The sequence below is a fragment of the Streptomyces sp. NPDC101776 genome (genome assembly GCF_044766845.1).
Taxonomy (GTDB): domain Bacteria; phylum Actinomycetota; class Actinomycetes; order Streptomycetales; family Streptomycetaceae; genus Streptomyces.
Map to the genome: position 1 here is coordinate 257988 of NZ_JBIWMV010000012.1, position 20379 is coordinate 278366.

Annotated in this window: 21 protein-coding genes; 10 read left to right on the forward strand and 11 right to left on the reverse strand. The window is 70.0% G+C overall.

The window, feature by feature from the left end:
* Positions 1-93 precede the first annotated feature (93 nt).
* The 7 genes from ACIRRY_RS32170 (at position 94) to ACIRRY_RS32200 (ending at position 6540) form a co-directional block, all read left to right on the forward strand.
* Positions 94-870, forward strand: coding sequence for an amino acid ABC transporter ATP-binding protein (locus tag ACIRRY_RS32170; RefSeq protein ID WP_403979551.1), 777 nt, complete (start codon positions 94-96; stop codon positions 868-870).
* A gap of 249 nt (positions 871-1119) precedes the next feature.
* The gene (locus ACIRRY_RS32175) at positions 1120-1965 is read left to right on the forward strand and encodes a glutamate ABC transporter substrate-binding protein (RefSeq protein ID WP_403979553.1); all 846 of its coding nucleotides are present in this window, start codon (positions 1120-1122) and stop codon (positions 1963-1965) included.
* A 52-nt stretch (positions 1966-2017) separates the two neighbouring features.
* Entirely contained in the window at positions 2018-2686 is a 669-nt protein-coding gene (locus ACIRRY_RS32180; RefSeq protein WP_403979556.1) for an amino acid ABC transporter permease, read from the forward strand.
* Positions 2683-3591 carry an amino acid ABC transporter permease gene (locus tag ACIRRY_RS32185; RefSeq protein WP_403979559.1) on the forward strand — a complete coding sequence of 303 codons (909 nt, stop codon included), beginning with the start codon at positions 2683-2685 and terminating at the stop codon, positions 3589-3591. Before ACIRRY_RS32180 ends, ACIRRY_RS32185 begins: the two co-directional genes overlap by 4 nt.
* A gap of 175 nt (positions 3592-3766) precedes the next feature.
* Positions 3767-5362: an FAD-dependent monooxygenase gene (locus tag ACIRRY_RS32190; protein WP_403979561.1), complete on the forward strand. Its 1596-nt coding sequence runs from the start codon at positions 3767-3769 to the stop codon at positions 5360-5362.
* A 240-nt stretch (positions 5363-5602) separates the two neighbouring features.
* On the forward strand, positions 5603-6142 hold the full coding sequence (locus tag ACIRRY_RS32195) for a cysteine dioxygenase (protein ID WP_403979564.1): 540 nt from the start codon (positions 5603-5605) through the stop codon (positions 6140-6142).
* Positions 6139-6540 (forward strand): rhodanese-like domain-containing protein, encoded by a 402-nt coding sequence (locus ACIRRY_RS32200; RefSeq protein ID WP_403979567.1) that lies wholly within the window; start codon positions 6139-6141, stop codon positions 6538-6540. The genes ACIRRY_RS32195 and ACIRRY_RS32200 overlap by 4 nt, the downstream gene beginning before the upstream one ends.
* Before the next feature lie 33 nt (positions 6541-6573).
* Here ACIRRY_RS32200 and ACIRRY_RS32205 read toward each other — a convergent pair whose 3' ends face one another.
* From ACIRRY_RS32205 to recA, 5 genes are all read right to left on the reverse strand, one after another.
* Positions 6574-7536 (reverse strand): sugar ABC transporter substrate-binding protein, encoded by a 963-nt coding sequence (locus ACIRRY_RS32205; protein ID WP_403979646.1) that lies wholly within the window; start codon positions 7534-7536, stop codon positions 6574-6576.
* A gap of 283 nt (positions 7537-7819) precedes the next feature.
* Positions 7820-10561: an FtsX-like permease family protein gene (locus tag ACIRRY_RS32210; RefSeq protein ID WP_403979570.1), complete on the reverse strand. Its 2742-nt coding sequence runs from the start codon at positions 10559-10561 to the stop codon at positions 7820-7822.
* Positions 10558-11376, reverse strand: coding sequence for an ArsR/SmtB family transcription factor (locus tag ACIRRY_RS32215; protein WP_403979573.1), 819 nt, complete (start codon positions 11374-11376; stop codon positions 10558-10560). Before ACIRRY_RS32215 ends, ACIRRY_RS32210 begins: the two co-directional genes overlap by 4 nt.
* 204 nt (positions 11377-11580) lie before the next feature.
* Positions 11581-12576, reverse strand: a complete 996-nt coding sequence (gene recX, locus ACIRRY_RS32220; protein WP_403979576.1) for a recombination regulator RecX — start codon at positions 12574-12576, stop codon at positions 11581-11583.
* 3 nt (positions 12577-12579) lie between these two features.
* A complete protein-coding gene (gene recA / locus ACIRRY_RS32225; RefSeq protein ID WP_403979578.1) occupies positions 12580-13707 on the reverse strand; it encodes a recombinase RecA in 1128 nt (375 codons plus the stop codon).
* 335 nt (positions 13708-14042) lie between these two features.
* Between recA and ACIRRY_RS32230 the strand changes: the two genes are divergently transcribed.
* Positions 14043-14246: a hypothetical protein gene (locus ACIRRY_RS32230; RefSeq protein ID WP_403979581.1), complete on the forward strand. Its 204-nt coding sequence runs from the start codon at positions 14043-14045 to the stop codon at positions 14244-14246.
* A gap of 79 nt (positions 14247-14325) precedes the next feature.
* Here ACIRRY_RS32230 and ACIRRY_RS32235 read toward each other — a convergent pair whose 3' ends face one another.
* Positions 14326-14622, reverse strand: a complete 297-nt coding sequence (locus ACIRRY_RS32235) for a hypothetical protein (protein ID WP_403979584.1) — start codon at positions 14620-14622, stop codon at positions 14326-14328.
* Positions 14623-14818: 196 nt separating this feature from the next.
* Between ACIRRY_RS32235 and ACIRRY_RS32240 the strand changes: the two genes are divergently transcribed.
* Positions 14819-15577 (forward strand): hypothetical protein, encoded by a 759-nt coding sequence (locus tag ACIRRY_RS32240; protein ID WP_403979587.1) that lies wholly within the window; start codon positions 14819-14821, stop codon positions 15575-15577.
* A 52-nt stretch (positions 15578-15629) separates the two neighbouring features.
* Here ACIRRY_RS32240 and ACIRRY_RS32245 read toward each other — a convergent pair whose 3' ends face one another.
* Both ACIRRY_RS32245 and ACIRRY_RS32250 read right to left on the reverse strand, forming a co-directional pair.
* Positions 15630-17081, reverse strand: coding sequence for an AI-2E family transporter (locus ACIRRY_RS32245; protein WP_403979590.1), 1452 nt, complete (start codon positions 17079-17081; stop codon positions 15630-15632).
* Between the two features lie 81 nt (positions 17082-17162).
* A complete protein-coding gene (locus ACIRRY_RS32250; RefSeq protein WP_403979593.1) occupies positions 17163-17357 on the reverse strand; it encodes a DUF3046 domain-containing protein in 195 nt (64 codons plus the stop codon).
* An 81-nt stretch (positions 17358-17438) separates the two neighbouring features.
* Between ACIRRY_RS32250 and ACIRRY_RS32255 the strand changes: the two genes are divergently transcribed.
* A complete protein-coding gene (locus ACIRRY_RS32255; RefSeq protein WP_403979596.1) occupies positions 17439-18383 on the forward strand; it encodes a hypothetical protein in 945 nt (314 codons plus the stop codon).
* 12 nt (positions 18384-18395) lie between these two features.
* On the opposite strand, the gene ACIRRY_RS32260 is transcribed toward ACIRRY_RS32255, so the two are convergent.
* The 3 genes from ACIRRY_RS32260 to ACIRRY_RS32270 are packed head-to-tail and all read right to left on the reverse strand — an operon-like array spanning position 18396 to position 20358.
* A complete protein-coding gene (locus ACIRRY_RS32260; protein ID WP_403979599.1) occupies positions 18396-18704 on the reverse strand; it encodes an AzlD domain-containing protein in 309 nt (102 codons plus the stop codon).
* Positions 18701-19468 (reverse strand): AzlC family ABC transporter permease, encoded by a 768-nt coding sequence (locus ACIRRY_RS32265; protein ID WP_403979649.1) that lies wholly within the window; start codon positions 19466-19468, stop codon positions 18701-18703. The genes ACIRRY_RS32260 and ACIRRY_RS32265 overlap by 4 nt, the downstream gene beginning before the upstream one ends.
* Complete coding sequence (locus tag ACIRRY_RS32270) at positions 19372-20358, reverse strand: AraC family transcriptional regulator (RefSeq protein WP_403979602.1); 987 nt, start codon at positions 20356-20358, stop codon at positions 19372-19374. The genes ACIRRY_RS32265 and ACIRRY_RS32270 overlap by 97 nt, the downstream gene beginning before the upstream one ends.
* Positions 20359-20379: the final 21 nt, after the last annotated feature.

Below are 20379 nucleotides of genomic sequence, written 5' to 3' on the forward strand. Positions count from 1 at the left end.
TCGTGATGCTCAGATCTCGCTCAGATGTGATGACGCTGGTCGTAAGGCCTCACTACTGTCCTCCGCAACCGACGAGGACGGAGCCAGCAAGCGATGACCGAAGTATCGGTGGCCAAGGAAGATGTGGCCGCGACCGGCGAACTCGTCGTCCTGAAGAGCGTCAACAAGCACTTCGGCGCGTTGCACGTACTCCAGGACATCGATCTGACGATCGCCCGCGGCGAAGTCGTCGTGGTGATCGGACCCTCCGGGTCCGGGAAGTCCACTCTGTGCCGCACCATCAACCGCCTGGAGACGACCGATTCGGGTTCGATCACGATCGACGGCAAGCCGCTGCCCCAGGAGGGCAGGGAGCTGGCCCGGCTGCGTGCGGACGTCGGGATGGTCTTCCAGTCCTTCAACCTCTTCGCGCACAAGACCGTGCTCGAGAACGTGATGCTGGGTCAGATCAAGGTCCGCAGGGCCGACCGCAAGCAGGCCGAGGAGAAGGCCCGGGCGCTGCTCGACCGGGTCGGCGTGGCCACGCAGGCGGACAAGTACCCGGCCCAGCTGTCCGGCGGTCAGCAGCAGCGCGTCGCCATCGCGCGGGCGCTGGCCATGGACCCCAAGGTGATGCTCTTCGACGAGCCGACCTCGGCCCTCGACCCGGAGATGATCAACGAGGTGCTGGAGGTCATGCAGCAGCTCGCCCGGGACGGGATGACGATGATCGTCGTCACCCATGAGATGGGCTTCGCCCGCTCGGCCGCCAACCGAGTGGTGTTCATGGCCGACGGCCGCATCGTCGAAGAGGCCGTACCGGACCAGTTCTTCAGCAACCCGCGCAGCGACCGGGCCAAGGACTTCCTGTCGAAGATCCTTCACCACTGACGACCTGGCGACCTGGCGAATACCGACAACCGCTGACGGCCTCCGACGACCGCTGCCGAACACCGACGATCAGCGCCGCCGACCACTGACGATCAGCCACGACCGCTGACGAACACCGACAGCCAGCCACTGGCGGCCCGCCGACGACGGGCGGCCGCCGACTGCCGCTGAGGGTCCCGCACGCCCTCAGGGCCACCGTCACGCGCTCTGACGGGCCCTCATCTCCTCACCAGCCGAAGGAAGTTCATCATGAAGCTCCGCAAGGTCACCGTTTTCGCGACCACCGCTCTCGTCCTCTCGCTCGCCGCGACGGCCTGCGGCAACAGCGACAAGGACGACGACTCGGGTTCGGGTTCCAGCGGCGGCGGCAAGATCAAGATCGGCATCAAATTCGACCAGCCGGGCCTCGGCCTGAAGCAGCCGGACGGGTCGTACGCCGGCTTCGACGTCGACGTGGCGACCTATGTGGCCGGGCAGCTCGGCTACAAGGCCAACCAGATCGAGTGGGTCGAGACCAAGAGCGCCGACCGCGAGAACGCGCTGTCGCGCGGTGACGTCAAGTTCATCGCGGCCTCGTACTCCATCAACGACGAGCGCAAGCAGAAGGTCGACTTCGCCGGCCCCTACCTGCTGGCCCACCAGGACCTGCTCGTCAAGAAGGACTCGACGATCGCCAAGGCCACGGACCTCAACGGCAAGAACCTCTGTTCCGTGACCGGCTCCACCTCGGCGCAGAACATCCACGACAAGATCGCGCCGAAGGCCAACCTGCGGGAGAACGCGGGCTACTCGGAGTGCATCGCGGCCCTCCAGAGCGGTGCCGTCGACGCGGTGACCACCGACGACTCGATCCTCGCGGGCTTCGCCTCGCAGGACAAGTTCAAGGGTGAGTTCAAGCTCGCCGGCCTCAAGCTCAGCAACGAGAACTACGGCATCGGCGTCAAGAAGGGCGACTCCGCGACCGTCACCAAGATCAACACCGCGCTGGAGAAGATGGTCAGCAGCGGCGCCTGGCAGACGGCGGTCACCAAGAACTTCGGCCCGGCCGACTACAAGAACGAGCCCGCCCCGAAGATCGGCGACATCGTCAAGTAACCCGAGAAAACCCCCGGTAAGGCAGGCCCCATACCCGGAAGCGCGGGAGATCGTGTTCGACTTTCTTCAAGGTTATGACGTCCTCGGGGCGTTCTGGATGACGGTGAAACTGACCGTCCTCTCCGCCCTCGGCTCCCTGGTCTGGGGCACACTGCTGGCCGGAATGCGGGTCAGCCCGGTCCCACTGATGCGTGGTTTCGCCACCTTCTACGTCAACACCGTCCGGAACATCCCTCTGACGGTCATCATCGTCTTCACCTCGCTCGGCCTCGCCGACATCTTCGGCGTGACGATGGGCGCGTCCGACAACTTCAAGGTGCAGGGTTTCCGACTCGCGCTGCTGGGTCTCATCGCATACCACGCGGCCTTCGTCTGCGAGGCGGTGCGCTCCGGCATCAACACCGTGCCCGTCGGACAGGCGGAGGCGGCCCGCGCCATCGGGCTGAGCTTCAGCCAGGTGCTGCGGATCGTGATCCTTCCGCAGGCGTTCCGCGCGGTCATCGCACCGCTGGCCAACGTACTGATCGCCCTCACCAAGAACACGACCGTGGCGGCCGCGATCGGCGTCGCCGAGGCGGCCGCCCTGATGAAGACGATGATCGAGAACGAGGCCCAGACGGTCGCCATCGGCGCGGTCTTCGCGTTCGGCTTCGTGGTACTGACCCTGCCCACCGGCCTCCTCCTCGGCTGGCTGGGCAAGCGAATGGCGGTGAAGCGATGACCTCCGTCCTCTACGACGCGCCCGGCCCCCGCGCCAAGCGGCGCAACGTGCTCCTCTCCGTCGTGTTCTTCGTGCTACTGGCCCTCTTCTTGTGGTGGGTCTGGCGGACGATGGACGACAAGGCGCAGTTGAAGTGGTCCCTGTGGCAGCCGTTCACCACGTCGGACGCCTGGACGACGTATCTGCTGCCGGGCCTCGGCAACACCCTGAAGGCCGCCGGGCTCGCCATGGTGATCGCCCTCCCCCTGGGAGCGTTCTTCGGCATAGCCCGGATGTCCGACCACAGGTGGGTGCGTGTCCCCGCCGGAGTGGTGGTCGAGTTCTTCCGGTCGATCCCTGTCCTGCTGCTGATGCTGTTCGCGAACGAGTTCTACGTCCGCTCCACGGGTATCAGCAGCGAGGAACGGCCCCTGTACGCCGTCATCACCGGCCTGGTGCTGTACAACGCCTCGGTGCTCGCCGAGATCGTCCGGGCGGGCATCCTGTCCCTCCCGAAGGGACAGACGGAGGCCGCGTACGCGATCGGTCTGCGCAAGGGCCAGACGATGACGAGCATCCTGCTCCCGCAGTCCGTCACCGTCATGCTGCCGGCCATCGTCAGCCAGCTCGTGGTCATCGTGAAGGACACCGCACTGGGCGGCGTGATGCTGGGCTTCACCGAGCTGCTCAACTCGCGCAGCACGCTGGCGGCCAACTACGCCAATGTGGTGGCGAGTTTCATCGTCGTCGGGATCATCTACATCCTGCTGAACCTCGTCCTCACCACCTTCGCGAGCTGGCTGGAGCGCAGGCTGCGGCGCAGCAAGAAGAGCTCGGGCGGGATCGTCGACCTCCAGGACGCCACACCGCTCAACCCCGCACAGGTGGAAGGCAGCTTCGGAACCGGCGCCGGCGGCTCGATCTGATGATCGGTCAAGTGGCATGAACGACACGGAGGCAGTGGCATGATCGCCACTGCCTCCGTCACTTGACGCAAGCACCGGCAATGGGTTGCATACGTTCTGTGATCGTGCACCCTGCTCCAACTTCCTGTTCACATGCGTCCCTGAGGACACCGTCACGGGCAGGGGGCGCCGCACCGTGGACCCGGTGATCATCGTCGGGGCGGGGCCCGTGGGGCTCACGCTCGCCCTGGCACTGGCGCGGCAGGAGGTGCCCTCCGTCGTCCTCGACGAGGGCCCGGGCAAGGACGAGCAACGTCTCGCTCGTACGGTCGTCCTGCGCGAGGACACCGCGGCGCTCCTGGAGCGGCTGACCGGCATGCCGCTCGGTGAGGCCGGGACGCACTGGGCCGGATGGCGGTCGATGCGGCGCAAGCAGGTGATGCGCGAGATCACGTTCGACGAGACCGAGCCCGCCCCCCTGCACATCGCCCAGCACGTCCTCACCGGCGCCCTCCGCCAGACCCTCGCGGGCGAGCGGCTCGTGAGGATCGCCGTGGACAACCGTCTCGACTCGCTCGAACAGGAGCCCTCGGGCGTCACCGCCCACACCCGCGGCCCCAACGGCACCTGGTGGCGCGGCAGTCATCTGGTCGGCTGCGACGGCCCGCGCTCGACCGTGCGCAAGCTCCTGGACATCCGCTTCCCCGGCCGTACGGCGGTGGAGCGACACGCCGTGGCCGCGCTGCGCACGGAACTTCCGTGGCCCGACCAGGCGTTGTTGCATCGGGTGCCGCCGTGGCGGACGTCCGGACCCTCGGCCGGGGAGGTCACCGGACGCCCCCTCCCGGACGGTGTGTGGCGCCTGGACTGGCTGCTGCCGCCGGGCAAGGACCTGGTCACCCCCGAGCTGCTGCTGGCCCGCATCCGGGAGACGCTCGCGGGCTGGACCGAGGGCCCGACACCACCGTACGAACTGCTCGACACCGGCGTACACACCGTGCACCACCGGCTCGCGCGCCGGTGGCGGGCGGGGCGGGTGTTTCTCGCGGGGGACGCGGCGCATCTGCTGGGGGCGCTCGGGACGCAGGGGCTGGACGAGGGGCTGCGGGACGCCGACAACCTCGCCTGGAAGCTGGCGCTCGCCTGGCACCACGGGCCGCACGAGGCGCTGCTCGACAGCTATCAGGCGGAGCGGCGGGCCATAGTGGCGGCCCGGCTGCGCGCCGCCGACCAGGCGCTGCCGCTGGTGCGCGGCGGCGCCGGACTGCGCGCGGTCGTGCCCGGCTCGGCCCGCGGCCATGACGTACTGCTCACGGACGGTCACCTGGGGCACGGCGCGCTCGGTGCGCCGGGGGCGTACGCCGACTCGCCGCTCGCGCCCCAATACATCGAGGCGGAGGTCCCCGTCGACACCCCGCCCGGTGCGCCGATCGCCGACGTCCTGGTCACCGCCGAGGACGGTGGCTTCGTACGGCTGCGGGACCGCCTCGGGCGCGGCTCCCTGCTGGTCGTCCTGGTCGCGCCGGGCACGGGCGTGTGGGAGCGAAAGCACTGGGTGACCGCCGGAATCATGCCCCGCCTGGCGGCCGCGGTGACGGCGCTGCCGCACCCGGCCGAGCTGCTGGTCGCAGAGACCTACCCGGGCGCCGCCGCCCACACCGTCCTGCTCGTACGGCCCGACGGCCACCTGGTCACCGCGTTGAGCGGGGTCCGCCCGGCCGACCTCTACGCGGCGGCCGAGGCGACCCTGGGCGGCCCGACGAAGACGGAGGCCACGGCCGGTTCCCGCTGAGGCCTCCGTACCCGAACTGTCCACATAGTGACGCTGAGTTGACCGGCACGCACCGCCGTGCTGTACTCCGGATCATGACCGACACCTCTGTCCATCTCTGGCGGAAGGTCCATCTGGACCTCGTCCGCTATGTGGGCTGTGTCTGTCACGTCTCCTGCTGAATTCGCATCTCTCTCACTCGCGCGCACCACGTCTGTGTGTCCGCGCGCACGCTCGCGAACTCTCATCAGGACGGTGCACGTGTCTGTCTCCCCCTCTGCCTCCGTGTCCCCCGGCGCGCCCGCCCAGGCCCCGACGCAGGCGGACCTGCTCGACTTCGTCCGGCGTACGGCAGCCGACGCCGAGCTGGTCGCCTCGCTCCCCCTCGACCCCGAGGGCCGCACCTGGGTACGGCTCGAAGGTCCCGGTGGCAGCGAGGCCTGGCTGATCGGCTGGCCGCCCGGCAGCGGGACGGGCTGGCACGACCACGCCGAATCGGTCGGCGCCTTCCTCACCGCCGCCGGCGAACTCAAGGAGAACTCGCTCGCCGCTCGACTCCCGAGCGACGGCTGGAAGACCCTCGAACTGGAGGAGGGCGTGGACCGCGAGCGCCGGCTGCCGACCGGCAAGGGCCGCGCCTTCGGCCGCCACCACGTCCACGAGGTACTCAACGAGTCCTCCGAGGAGCACGCGATCTCGGTCCACGCCTACTACCCGCCGCTCCCGCAGATCCGCCGCTACAGCCGCACGGGCCCGGTGCTGCGTCTGGAGCAGGTCGAGCGCCCGGAGGACTGGCAGTGAGTGCCGTACGCGAACAGCCGCTCGGCATAGACGAGTTGCTGGAGCGGGTACGCGAGACCTACGAGCGGATCGAGGCACGCGCGGCGTACGACGCGGCCCTCGCCGGCGAGGCCATCCTGGTCGACATCCGCTACGCCGCCCTGCGCGACCGGGACGGCCTAGTCCCCGGGGCCCTGGTCGTCGAGCGCAACGAACTGGAGTGGCGCCTCGACCCCCAGGGCAGCCACCGCGCCCCCGAGGCCACCGGCCACGACCTGCGCGTCGTGGTGATCTGCAACGAGGGCTACGCCTCCACCCTGGCAGCCGCGTCTCTGCACCAGCTGGGCCTGCACCGCGCGACGGACCTCGTCGGCGGCTTCCAGGCCTGGAAGGCGGCGGGACTGCCTGTCACGTCGTAGACACTCTGTCCACGACGTGACAGTCCGGCTCGCTCAGGACCCGTCGGAGGGGCAGTAGAGCGGGGCGGTGTCCGCGTTGGACCTGGTGATCAGGCGGGCCGGTGTGGTGGCGATCTTCTCCACCTTCTCCTTACGGAGAAGGCTGATGGTGTTGGTGACGGCCAGTTCGCCGGTGTCCTTGGCCGAGTTGGAGACGGTGGCGGCGAAACGGCCGTCCTTGAGGGCGGCGAGGGCCTCGTCGGTGCCGTTGACCGTCACGATCTTGACCTTCTTCCCGCCGGCCGCGTCGAAGGCTTTGCGGGCGGCGAACGCCATCTCCTCGTTGGCGACGAAGGCGTAGTCCAGATCGGGATGCGCCTTGATCATGCCGTCGGCCACGGTCCTCGCCTTCGCGGCGACGAACATGGCGGGCTGGTTCGCGACCACCTTCACGTTCGCCGGCAGCCCCTTGGTGAATCCGCCGACGAGCAGGTCGGAGGCGGCACCGGGGGCGCCCGCGATGACGGCCACCCGCACCTCGCGCCCCGCGGCGTCGTCCTCGATCCACTCGGCGTCCAGCTTGCCCACGCCCTTCAGGTCGACGACGACGGCTCCGAGGATGTCGGACGGGTCGGCGCTGACCGAGGTCAGGAAGATCGGGATGTGCGCCTTGTCGGCCTGGTCGATGTCGCTCTTGAGCACGGTGGTGTCGACGGTCTGCACGATGATCGCGTCGACATGGCGCGCGATCATGGCCTGGATGTTGGCCAGTTCCTGCGCGGCGTCCTGATGCGAGTCGGCCGTGACGAGCTTCGCGAAGTTGCTCCTGGCCGTGTTCTCGATCGACTCCCGCAGACAGGTGTGGAACTCGGTACTGCCGCCGTTGACGAACCCGAGAACGGTGGGCCCGTCGTGGGCGGACCTGGCACCGGACTCCAGTCCGCAGCCACTCAGTAAGAGACAGATACCGACCAGGAGGACCACCGGTGTTCTTCGGTGGTGAGCGGTCAGGGACAAGAACAAGGGGGCCGCCTTTCAGCGCGTACGAGGACCGGTCGGCGAAGCGGCCGGAGGCACTCGGGCAGGCCTGACTGCGGCTCAGCAGGTGGGGAGGGCCGAGGGTCGGCAAGCGCGAAGGCCTGGGGTCGGCAGCCGAAGCTACCCTCACGCCAAACGTGCGCGCCCTCCGCGTAACGCACGCTAAGTGTGCGCGATACGCATGCTTTGGTGACGCGAGTGACCTCAGTGGCAGTCGGCCGGCGGGTTCCCTCGCTGACAATCGGCCGGCGGGTTCCCCCGCTCACTCCCGGGCCGTCGCCACCGTGACCGCCCGGACCCGGAGCGCCACGCGTGCCGGCAGTGCCGTGGCGACGAGAGCGAGGGTCCCGGCCACCGCGACCACCGTGAGATACCCGAGGAGGGTGACCGACGGTGCCACCCGGCCGGTCATACCGACGCTGAACGCGGCCAGGACGGCGAGGGCGATACCGCTGCCGAGCACCGTGGCGAGCAGCAGCACGGACAGCGCCTCGGTGCGCAGCATCCGCAGCACCTGCCGGCGGGTGGCCCCGGTGAGGCGGAGCAACGCGAACTCGCGCACACGTTCCGCGACCGACATGGCCAGCGTGTTCGCCACGGCGATGGCCGTGAACGCCAGAACGAGTCCCATGGCCAGATAGTTGACCTCGGCGTTCGCCTGCTGCTGCCGCGCCTGGAGCGATTCGGCGGCGGTCGGCGCGAGAACGTGGACACCCGGGAACTCACGGAGGGTAGTCGCGAGTTGTGTCTGTGTACGGGACGTACTGACGAGGACGGAGGAGGCGAGCGGGTTGTCGACATGCCGGGCGACGAGATCGTGCGCGAAGGTGAGATCGCCGAAGCCGAGGCCCCTGGCGTAGACGGCGACGACGGTGAGCGTGGCGGGCGTGCCGTCGCCGAGCGTCAGTTCCAGGGTGCTGCCGGGCCTCAAATGGAGTTGATCCGCCGCCAGTTCGCTTACGGCCGCAGTGTGCTCAGTGAGCCCGTCGAGCGATCCGGCGGTGACCTCGGGGTCCCAGGTGCGGGTGAGTCCGGTGGGGGTGACGCCTTGGGCCGCGTATTTGTCGAGGCCGACACGGACGGTCGTACGGACGACTTCGGTGACGACATCGTGCCGAGTGCGGAGTTGCTGTGCGGCCCCGGCCGGGACGCCCAGCCCCTTGGAGGCGACGACCCAGTCGGCGCGGACGCCCTCACGGACCTGGGCTCGGGCGGCGTCATCGAGGGTGGGCTGGACGAACAGGACGGTGCAGGTCATGCCGATCAGGAGGGTGAGGGGGGTGACGACGGCGGCCATGCGGGTGGCATTGCCCCGGAGATTGGCGACAGCGAGTCGACCGCACGGCCCGGTCCGCCGGAGCGGGCCACCGATCACCAGAATGGCCGCCCTGACGAGGAGCGGCCCGAGGAGGGCGACGGAGGTACAGAGGACCACAACGGCGAGGAAGGTCACGGGAGTTGAGGCCGGTTCGGTGCGGAGCGTGCTGAGCAGGGTGATCAGGGTGACGCCGAGTGCGAGGAGGACCAGGCCGACGAGGAGACGGGTGAGGCGGGGGTACTTGGGCCTGCTGGGGCCGGGGCGGGCTCGACGTTTGAGGTTGGGTTCGGGTTCGGCTCCGGGCCGGACTCCGGGTTCAGTTCCGGCTCCAAACTCGACTCCGGGCTCGGTCGCGGCTTCGGAGAGTGCCTGGGCCGGGTGGATCCGGGAGATACGGCGGGAGGCGACCCTGGCTGCGGCCCAGGCGCCGAACACGGTCGCAGCGAGGGCGGCCAGCGGTGGGACGACTCCGGTGGTGTGCTGGAGCGTGGCGGGGACGGCGCCCAGGGCGACGAACCTGTCGTAGAGCCAAGCGCCCAGGGGAAGTCCGAGCAGGGCGCCCGTGATCCCGGCCGCCGTGCCGACGATCAGGGCCTCGCGGCCGAGGAGTTTGCGGATCTGGCCGGAGGTTGCGGCCACCGCGCGAAGCAGGGCGAGTTCGCGGTGCCGCTGTTGGACGGAGAGCGCGAAGGTACCGACGACCACGAGGATCGCCACGAGCAGCGAGGTGCCGCCCATCGCTCCACCCATGCTGACCAGCCTGTTCCTGGCCGCGGCGGCGTCCAGGAACTCGACGGGACCGCGTGCGTCGCCTGTGGTCACCTGGACGCTGGAACTGACCTGGGCGGTGGAGCCGTGTGGGGCGGTGGAGCCAGGGGGCGCTGTGGAACCAGCATTTGTTGCGTAGGTGCCGGCGTCTGGTGCGGTGGTGGCACCCGGCGAGCCGGTTCCGTGGAGCGCGGCGATGACAGCTTGGCGTAGCCGGGCCGTGCTCGTGCCCTTGGTCGGGAGTATGCCGAACGCGGAGACCTGCCCAGGGTGCGCGGCCAGGCGGCGGGCCTCGCTGGTGGAGAAGAAGAGCGACGTCTGATGGCGTACGGCCGTGGCGGGAGCGGCGATTCCGGTGATCCGATAGCTGCGTGGAGCTTGTGTCGACTGGACGGTGAGACGGTCGCCGGTCCGTAGGCGGGCCCGTTCGGCGAGGTCGCGGTCGATGACGAGATCGTGCGCGGTCTGCGGAGCCCTGCCTGCGACGAGCCGGTACGGCGTCAGCGCGGCGGAGTCCCAGGCGTGCCCGTAGGCGGTCCGGTCGCCGGTACCGGCGGGGGTCAACGGCTGGGCGAGGAAGGTGAGTTCGGGCACGACACGGGCGACGCCCGGGGTCCGTGCGAGCGGGCCCTCCAGGCTCACGGGGAGCCAGGCACGCTCGGCGATCGGCTTCGCCTTGTGCTTGACCTTGGTCTTGCCCTTCTTGTGCTTGACGGTGGTCCGGTGGACGTTCTGGTCGGCGGTGACCACGACGGGGCTCGCCGCGTAACGCTCGGTGCGGATGGTGCCGCGCAGGCCGGTGTCGAGCAGAGTGCCGCAAGCCGTGATGAGGGCGGCCGCGCACATCAGAGCGAGGAAGGCGCCGAGAAAACCTGCCTTGCGAGCACGGACGGCCCGGAGGGCGTAGCGCAGCATCATGAGGGCTCGGTCTCTTTTCCGCTGTGTACCGGGGCTGCGTCGGTGGGGCGCACAAGGGCGACTTCTGCGCAGGCACCGGCACCAGCCCCCGCATTCGATTCGGCGTCCGCATCCACATCGGCGAAAGGGGCTGGAAAGGCCAGGAACCTGGTGACCACAGTGCGCGCGCCGGCCGGCGTCTCGGCTTCGGGGCGCTTGTAGCGGTTGAGGAGGGCGATGTACTCCTCGAAGAACGCCCGGAGTTCGAGCGGGGTCAACCGGACGGTGCCGCGTGAGTACGGGAACGCGTCCGCCCATGGCCCGGTCTCGGCGGAGTCCCGCTGGAGCTGCTCGAAGAGCTCCAGATCGGCGGCGTACGCATGGTGGTTGAGCTCATCCATGACGAGCCGCATCTCGGCACTCTGACGGCTGCGCGGCGGAAACCGGCGGTCACCGGGAACGGCCCGCCACCAACGCTCGCGACCATGACCGGACGCGCGCTCCTTTCCCGTCCCCGTTTCCTCGTCCCCTTCGGCAACCCCCGCCCCCACCCCCGTCGTTACCGTCTCCGTTGCCGTCTCCGTCTCCTCGACGAAGCCGTAGCGGGCGAGTTCACGTAGGTGGTAGCTGGTGGAGCCGGTGTTCAGGCCCAGCGCGCGGGCGAGCGTGGCCGAGGTCGCGCGGCCGTGCAGGGTGAGGTGCTGGAGCATGCGCTGGCGGCGGGGCTGTGCAAGGACCTTGAGCGCGGCGAGATCAGAGAGTTCGACCGGTGCGGGTGTCGCCGAGGTCCGCACGGCAGGTGTCTCCACGCCGGGTGTGCCGGGTTCGTGTGCCATGCGTACACAGTCGTTTGTGCACAGGTGTCTGTGCACTGAGGCAATCCAGCGTCTTCAGCCGGGGGTTGGCCCTACCTCGGGCACCGGCCCGAGGCTTGCCTGAACGCGGTCGGCGCCCCCGCGCGTCCACCGTGTTCAGGACGTTCGCATCACCGAGGGATCGGGATCGGATCGGTTCCGGATCAGTTCCGGACCGGCTCCGGATCAGTACCCCTCGTCCCCGAGGAACTCCGTATCCTCGCCCTCTTCCTCCAGCGCCTGCCGGACCACTCTGAGGGCCATGCCCTGGGAGTAGCCCTTGCGGGCCAGCATGCCCGCGAGGCGGCGCAGCCTCTTGTCGCGGTCGAGGCCCTGGGTGGACCGCAGTTTGCGGTCGACCAGTTCGCGGGCCGTCGCCTCTTCCTGATCGGGGTCGAGCTGGGAGACGGCCTCGTCGATCAGCGTCGAGTCGACGCCCTTGGTGCGCAGCTCCTGGGCGAGCGCGCGCCGGGCCAGGCCCCGGCCATGGTGCCGGGACTCCACCCAGGCGTCCGCGAACGCGCCGTCGTTGATCAGTCCGACCTCTTCGAACCGCGACAGCACCTCGTCCGCAACCTCGTCCGGGATCTCCCGCTTGCGCAGGGCGTCCGCGAGTTGCTTGCGGGTACGCGGGTTCCCGGTGAGCAGGCGCAGGCAGATGCCCCGCGCCCGCTCGGCCGGGTCCGCCGGCGGCTCCTCCTTCTCGGCCCTCGACGAGGAGAAGTCACCTCCGTCCGCTCCGGACGACTCGCCGAAGCCGTGACCACGGCCACGGCGCCCACGCTTACCGCGCGCGCCGTCACCGCGCGCCGTGGACCCTCGTGAGCCGCCATCGCCACGCGCTCCACGGCTGCGGCGTGAGCCACGGCCGGGTGCGTCGTCGGCAGCGGACCCGTCGCCGGGCGGCATGCCGCCGGGCGCCGAGCTTCTGAAGAGCCGGCCGGTGCCCGCCGAACCGTCACCGGGCTCCGGGCCACCGAAAGGTGGACCGGTCTCGTCCGCGACACCCGCGAAGCCGCCGGCCGGCCACTCGCCGCCCGGCTCGTCGCCGTACGGCCCGTCCGTGCCGTACGGCTCCTCGGGGCCGCCGTCCGCACCGTAGGCCGGGCCGTCACCGCCTCCCCCGCGCCCCTGCGGGGCGCCGGGATACGCGTACTCGGCCCAGTCCGTTCGTCGTGTCACGGGTCAGCTCTTGGCTGCCGCGGCCTTGGCCTTGGTGGTCTTGGCCGCGGCAGGAGCGGGCACCGCCTTGGCGGCGTCGTCCGTGGCGGCGGAGACCGCCGCGTCCACGGCCGGCTCGGCGCTGGGCGTCTCCGGACGGACACCCACGCCCAGCTTCTCCAGGATCTTCTTCTCGATCTCGTTGGCCAGGTCGGGGTTGTCCTTCAGGAAGTTGCGCGCGTTCTCCTTGCCCTGGCCGAGCTGGTCGCCCTCGTACGTGTACCAGGCGCCGGCCTTGCGGACGAAGCCGTTCTCCACGCCCATGTCGATCAGGCCGCCCTCGCGGCTGATGCCGTGGCCGTAGAGGATGTCGAACTCGGCCTGCTTGAAGGGTGGCGCGACCTTGTTCTTGACGACCTTGACGCGGGTGCGGTTGCCGACCGCGTCCGTGCCGTCCTTCAGGGTCTCGATGCGACGGATGTCGAGTCGCACCGAGGCGTAGAACTTCAGCGCGCGGCCACCGGTCGTGGTCTCCGGGGAGCCGAACATCACGCCGATCTTCTCGCGGAGCTGGTTGATGAAGATCGCGGTGGTCCCGGACTGGTGGAGCGCGCCTGTGATCTTGCGGAGCGCCTGGCTCATCAGACGGGCCTGCAGACCGACGTGACTGTCACCCATCTCGCCCTCGATCTCCGCGCGCGGGACGAGCGCCGCGACGGAGTCGATGACGATGAGGTCGAGGGCACCGGAGCGGACCAGCATGTCCACGATCTCCAGGGCCTGCTCGCCGTTGTCCGGCTGGGACAGGATCAGGTTGTCGATGTCGACGCCGAGCTTCTTCGCGTACTCGGGGTCGAGTGCGTGCTCCGCGTCGATGAAGGCCACCTGTCCGCCGGCCCGCTGGGCGTTCGCCACCGCGTGCAGGGTCAGGGTCGTCTTTCCGGAGGACTCCGGGCCGTAGACCTCCACCACTCGGCCGCGCGGCAGGCCGCCGACACCGAGGGCGACGTCCAGTGCGGTCGACCCGGTGGGGATGACCTCGATGGGCTCGTTCGGCCGCTCGCCGAGGCGCATCACCGCGCCCTTGCCGAATTGCCGTTCAATCTGTGCGAGCGCGGCGTCCAACGCCTTCTCGCGGTCGGTTCCTGCCATGGGTTCCACCCGGTTTGCTTGAGTCGATCGCTTCACGTCAAAGACGCTAACGCCTGCCACTGACAATGCGCCCCGACGCCCGTCCAGCCTGTGGATAACTCGGACACTTCACCATCAAAAGCCTGCCGAAATGCCCGTCATGGCCTCGCCGGAGCTTCCATAAGAATGGATGTTCGATTTACGTGTCAAGCGCACCACGCGGCACTCGCGTCATCGTTGTCCGGTGACTCCGAGCGTCGTGGCGACGCTTCGAAGGACACGGAAATCCTTCCCGCGCCGGGTGCCGGGCCCGTTCACTGGCAGCAGTCAACGGCATTCGACGCGGGGAGAGCGTGATGACGGTGTGGAAGCGTGTGGGGATCGCGGTCGTGGTGGCCGCGGCGACTGTGGGCGTCATGAGTCCGGCGGCATCGGCCGCCCCCATGCCCTGGGAGACCAGCCGCGTGCATCGGCCCGCGCCTGCACAGGGCACGGCGATCTCCTCGGCCGACGGGACCGGCACCGTCACCGTCCTGTGCATCGGTGGCTGCTACCAGTAAGGCTCTCGCGCTCCGCGCCCCAGGAGAGGCACGCCCCCCGACCGGCCGGCAGCGCACGTTCACCGCGGCCGAGTGATCGTCACCGTTCAGCAGCCTGAGCCGGACCGGGGCGCCCGCCAGGGTTGTCGACGAGCCGGATGCCGTCGCCGAGGAGCACCGGCGAGAAGTGCAGGTCGATCTCGTCGCCGCCCAGTACGGCGCCGGTCGTCGCGATGTGCTCCTCGACAAAGTCGGGCCGGAACGAGAACCCCGTCATCCAGTCCTTCGCGTGGTCCGGCCCCGCCACGAACCCGTCCGGCGACATCGTGAAGTGCCAGAGCACCTTGCCCGCCGCCGTCTGTGGTGCCGGTTCCGTCCGCCAGGGTGAGGTGGGCATGATCGATCCTCGCCTCTGCGGGTCGCCGCTCCGCTTTCCGCGTTCCGCTGACTCCGGACGGCCTTCGTAGCCGTGGACCCGGCGCACCCCCGGAACTCATCGCCCGAAGTCTCCGACCGCGCTACTTCCCCTGGCGTACGGCGGGTGTCTTCGGCCGTACGACGACCGCGCGGCGAGTTCCCGCGAGGCTCGGCCCATGACCAGGGCCATGACGAACCACGCACGCCCCGCCGAGCGGCTCTGCCACGCGACCGGTGCCCTGTTGATCCTCTCCGGCCTGGTGCACCTGGTGGTGTTCGCGGTGGACGGCGGCCCCTGGTACGGGCCCGTCTCCTGGCGCAAGCCCGTCACGTTCGGGCTCTCCTTCGGGGCGACACTGATCGCGGTCACCTGGGTGACGTCGTATCTGCGCGTCGGGGCCCGGCTGCGTACCGTGCTGCTCGTCGTGTTCGCCGCCGACTGTGTCGTCGAGGTCGGCGGCATCACCCTCCAGGCGTGGCGCCGGGTGCCGTCGCACCTCGACATGGAGACGTCCTTCGACACGGCGGTGTCCATGACGCTCGCGGTGGGAGGCGGTGTCCTCGTGGTGCTGCTCACCGTGTTCGCGGTGGCGTCCTTCCGGCACCGGCCGACGGGGCCCACGGGGATGGCGCTCGCGGTGCGTTCCGGGTTCGCGATCCTACTCGTGGCGCTGGCTTCGGGCGCCGCGATGATCGCGCGCGGGGTCGTCCTCACCCGGACCGGCCACCAGGAGGCGGCATACCACTCGACGGCCCCGCTCAAGCCGCTGCACGGGGTGAGCCTGCACGCCGTCCTGGTGCTGCCGGCCCTGGCCTGGCTGCTGTCCCGCACGTCCTGGAGCGAGGCGGTACGGCGGCGGACCGTCACAGTCGCGGTCGGCTGCTACGTGGTCGCCGTGGCCGTGGCCGGCGTGTGGGCGGTGCTCACGTACTGACCGCGATACCCCGGCTGACCGCGGCACCCCGGTGTTCTCGCCGGATCATCCCTCAGGAGGAGCCGTCTCCGGAGTCCTTCGGTGCGGGGTCAGTTGATTCGGGGTCGGTTGGTTCGGGACCTGTCGGCTTCGGACCGGTCGGCCGCGAGTCGGCTGCCCCGGAATCGACCGAACCGGAGGCAGTCGTGTCGGAGCCCGCCGTACCCGAGGTTGCCGTACCTGAGCCTGCCGTACCGGAATCGGTCGTACCGGCGGAGTCGTTCGCCGTGCCGTTCTCCGCCCCCTGTCTCCGGTCCCAGGCCCGTCGTGCGCGTGTCAGCATGCCGGGGCCTCCGGAGTCGCGGATCCGGTGACCTTGGACCCGGGGGTCGTCCGTGACGGCGTAGCGCTTCACATACGCCCCGAGGAACGCCTGGAGTGTGGCGACGGCCGGGATGGAGATCAGCGCGCCCACGGCGCCCAGGAGCGCGGTGCCGGCGATGACCGAGCCGAAGGCGACGGCGGGGTGGATGTCGACGGTCTTCGCGGTCAGTTTGGGCTGCAGCATGTAGTTCTCGAACTGCTGGTAGACCACGACGAAGATGAGCACCCACAGCGCGTACCAGGGGTCCACGGTGAAGGCGATCAGCATGGGCAGGGCGCCCGCGAGATAGGTGCCGATGGTCGGGATGAACTGGGAGACCAGGCCCACCCAGACGGCGAGCACGGGCGCGTACGGGATGCCCAGCGCCTGCAGCAGGATGTAGTGCGCCACTCCGGAGACCAGCGCCATGAGGCCGCGTGAGTATATGTAGCCGCCTGTCTTGTCGACGGCGATCTCCCACGCGCGCAGCACCTCGACCTGCCTGGCGGGCGGCAGTACGGAGCACAGCGCGCGGCGCAGTCGCGGGCCGTCGGCGGCGAAGTAGAACGAGAACAGACCGATCGTCAGGAGTTGGAAGAGGCCACCGAGCACCTGGGTGGACACGTCCAGCACGCCGGTGGCGCTGTTCTGCACGTACTTGCGCAGCCAGTCGGAGTGGAGCAGCCCCTCCTGGATGTCGACCCGTCTCAGGTCGGTGTGGAAGTGCGTGTTGATCCAGTTGATGACGGAGTCGAGGTAGTCCGGGAAGTCCTCGATCATCTTGATGATCTGGCCGGCGAGCATCGACCCGAGGAGGGTGACGAACCCGGCGCTCACGATCAGCAGGCCGAGGAAGACCAGGAAGGTGGCCAGTCCGCGGCGCATGCCGTAGGCGGCCATCCGGCTCACCGCGGGCTCGATGGCGAGGGCCAGGAAGAACGCGATGAGGATGTTGATCAGCAGCCCGATGAGCTGGTGGAAGGCCCAACTGCCCAGCTGGAACACGGCGACGAGGGCGAGCGCGAGCACCATGGCGCGGGGCAGCCAGCGCGGCATGCTCGTGCCCGGCGCGGGGCCGTCGACCGGGGGCCGGGTCGGCGGCGTCGTACCGAACGGGGGTGCCTGCTGGGCTTCGGGCCCGGTCTCGTCAGTGGCTGCCACGGTGCAAGTCTCGCCTACGCCACTGACAACCGGTCACCGCCGTCGATCTTCGTGACCGATCAGCGACTTTCCCGCGGAAGATCAGCGGCTTTGGCTCGGAACGTTCATGACGTCGCAGACCACGCGCCATACGTCCTTGGCCTCCCAGCCCGCGTCCAGCGCCTCGTGCACCGTCCGCCCGCCGAGTTCCGTCATCACGTGATCGCGCGCGAAGCTCTCGGCGTACCCCGCGCCGAAGTGCTCCGTCATCCGTCGCCAGAAGACCGTCAACCGCATGACACCAGTATCCCGCCCCTGAAGAGTGGGCCCGGGCCGAGGCCGCTCGCCGAGACCGCTTTCCGCCCTACGGTCTGACGCATGGCCGAAACAGGAGCTTCCCCACTCCCCCCGACGCCCCCGGCGCACTCCCCGCTCTTCCGCGCCGAGCACTTCGTGTGGCTCACCGCGCGCGTGCTGGAACAGCGCCTCTTCGCGTACCACTTCCTCAACGGCGAACCCGATCCGGTGGAGATCGCGCTGGACGCCTACCGCAACGAGGACGGCGGATACGGTCACGCCCTGGAGCCCGATCTGCGCGGCCCGGTCAGCCAGCCGCTGCACACCGGTCACGCGCTGCGCGTCCTGGACGCCGTCGGGCGCTGCGGCGGGCAGCGGGTGGAACGCGTGTGCCGCTATCTGACCTCGGTCTCCACGGCCGACGGTGCCCTGCCGGCGATCCTTCCCGGCCAGCGCGGCTATCCGACGGCGCCCTTCGTGCCGATCGTGGACGACCCGCCCAGCGAACTCCTCGCCACCGGGCCGGTGGTGGGCCTGCTGCACCGCAACGAGGTGTGGCACGCCTGGCTGTTCCGGGCCACCGACTTCTGCTGGCAGGCCGTCGACTCCCTGGAGAAGTCGCATCCTTACGAGATCCAGGCCGCCGTGGCCTTCCTGGACTCGGCACCCGACCGCCCGCGCGCGGAGGCCGCCGCCGACCGCCTCGGCCGCTTGGTCCGCGAGCACCGGCTCGCCGCCCTGGACCCGGAGCACCTGGAGGCCTATCCGGTCGCCCCCGGGTACGCGCAGGGCGAGCACCACTTCCCCTACGACTACGCGAAGACGCCGAGTTCCCTCTCGCGCGCGTGGTTCACGGACGACGAGATGGCCCGCTCCCTGGACCACCTGGCGGGCGATCAGCGGGAGGACGGCGGCTGGCCGATCCGCTGGCGTCAGTGGGCGCCGGGCATCGCCCTGGAGGCACGCCCCATGGTGACGATCCAGGCACTGCGCACCCTGAAGGCGTACGGCCGCTCCGTGGGCTGACCCCGGGCCGTCTCAACCGGCGATGGCCCGGACGCCCGCCGTCACCAGCACGGCCGCCGCGACCACGAGCAGGAACGGTGCCCGCAGCACCAGCGCCACGGCGGCGGCCGCGAGCCCCACGGCCCGGGCGTCGAGCACGAGCGCGTGCCCGTCGGCGAAGGTCTGCTGGGCCGTGAGCGCGGCGAGCAGGGCGACCGGCAGCAGCGCCGCGAGCCGCCTCACCAAGGGCCGTTCCAGCGCGCCCGCGGGCACCAGCAGTCCGGCGAGCTTGACGACGTAGCAACCGAGAGCGGTCGCCACGATCGCGATCCAGATGCTCAACGGTCTTCCTCCTGTGCGTCGTTGGGGGTCCCTCGATGTGCGTCGCTACGGGACCCACGTTGCCGACGGCCCTCTACGTAGAGGGCGATCGGGGCCGCGAGAGCCGCCGCCAGGACGGGCACACCGGACGGCAGCACGGGCAGCAGGCCCAGTCCCAGCAGGACCGCGAGCGCGGCGACGGCACGCTCGGTGGTGGTCTTGAGCATGGGTGCGAGCAGCGCCAGGAAGACGGCGGGCCCGGCCGCGTCGAGACCCCAGGCGTCCGTGTCCCCGATGGCCTTGGCGCCCAGCGCGCCGAGCAGCGTGGTGAGGTTCCACAGCAGGTACAGGGTGAGCCCTGTGACGGTGAACCCGATCCGCGCGGCACGTCGTGTGGGCTGCGCGAGGGTGACGGCCGTCGTCTCGTCGATGACCCACTGGGCGGCGAACGGCCGCACCGCGCGCGGGAGGGCCAGCAACTGCGAGAGGCGCAGGCCGTAGAAGGTGTTGCGCACGCCCAGGAAGAAGGCTCCCGCCGCCGCGGTGAGCGGATTCCCGCCGGCCGCGAGCGCTCCCACGAGCGCGAACTGGGAGGCGCCGGTGAACACCAGGAGGCTGAGGGCGCAGGTCTGCAGCACGGTGAGCCCGGCACCGGCGGAGGTCACCCCGAAGGCGAACCCGGACAGCCCTACGGCGACCCCGACCCCGAGGGCGTCCCGTACGACGGCGGAGTCCGGCTTGCCCCCGGCCTCGGGGTCCTGTCCTTCTCCCGTTCCGGCGCGTATGTCTTCTGAAGCGATCTGTTCTGCCACGTGTCGGACGGTACGAGCAGCCGACGGTCCGCGTCTTGTACGTTCTTGCGCTCCCGCTGGTACGCGCCCGGGGGCACGCCCACGATCCGGGCGAAGTGCCGGTTGAGGTGCGGCTGGTCCGTGAACCCGACGACGACAGCCGCCTCAGCGGGCGCGGTACCCGCGTCCAGGAGTCGACGGGCCCGGCGCACGCGGGCGTCGGTCAGCCAGGTGTGGGGCGGCATCCCGTAGGCGTCGCGGAAGGCTCGCAGTAGCGCGAACGGGCTGGTCCCCAGGTCCCCGGCGAGCTTCTCCAGGGTGGGCGGATCCGCCATGCGCTCCTCCAGCACGGCACGCGCGCGTGCCGCGACCCCACCGCCCGCCGTGGGGACGGAGCGCTGCGGCAGCGGTCCGCCGTTCAACCGGAGCAGCCTGGTGACCGCGACCCGTAGCAAGGTGTCGGCGGCGAGCGCGTTGCCCTCGTCGGCCGCGCGCAGGACCTGGTGGACGAGTCCGACGGTGTAGGGATCGTCGAGCACGGGACTGACGAAGCCGGGTGTGCCGCGGATCGAGGTGGTCTCGGCGGCTATCGCGGCCACCACCTCGGGCGACGGGTAGACCGCCCCGTACCGCCAGCCTTCGGGAACACCCGCCCGGCCGGTGTGCGGAGTGTCCGGGTTCACCAGCGCGAGCGCTCCCGCCCCGGCGTAGACATCGGTCCCGCCGTGGTGGAACACCTCGGCGCCGTCCGCGATGGCGGCGATGACGAAGTTCTCGTGGGTGTGCCGCACGAAGGTCTTGCGGATGTACCGGGCCCGGAGCAGGTCGACCCCGGGCAGTTCCGTGTACCGCCAGTGCCTCGCCCGCTCGCCCGAACCTGCCATACGCCCATTCTCCGCCACGAC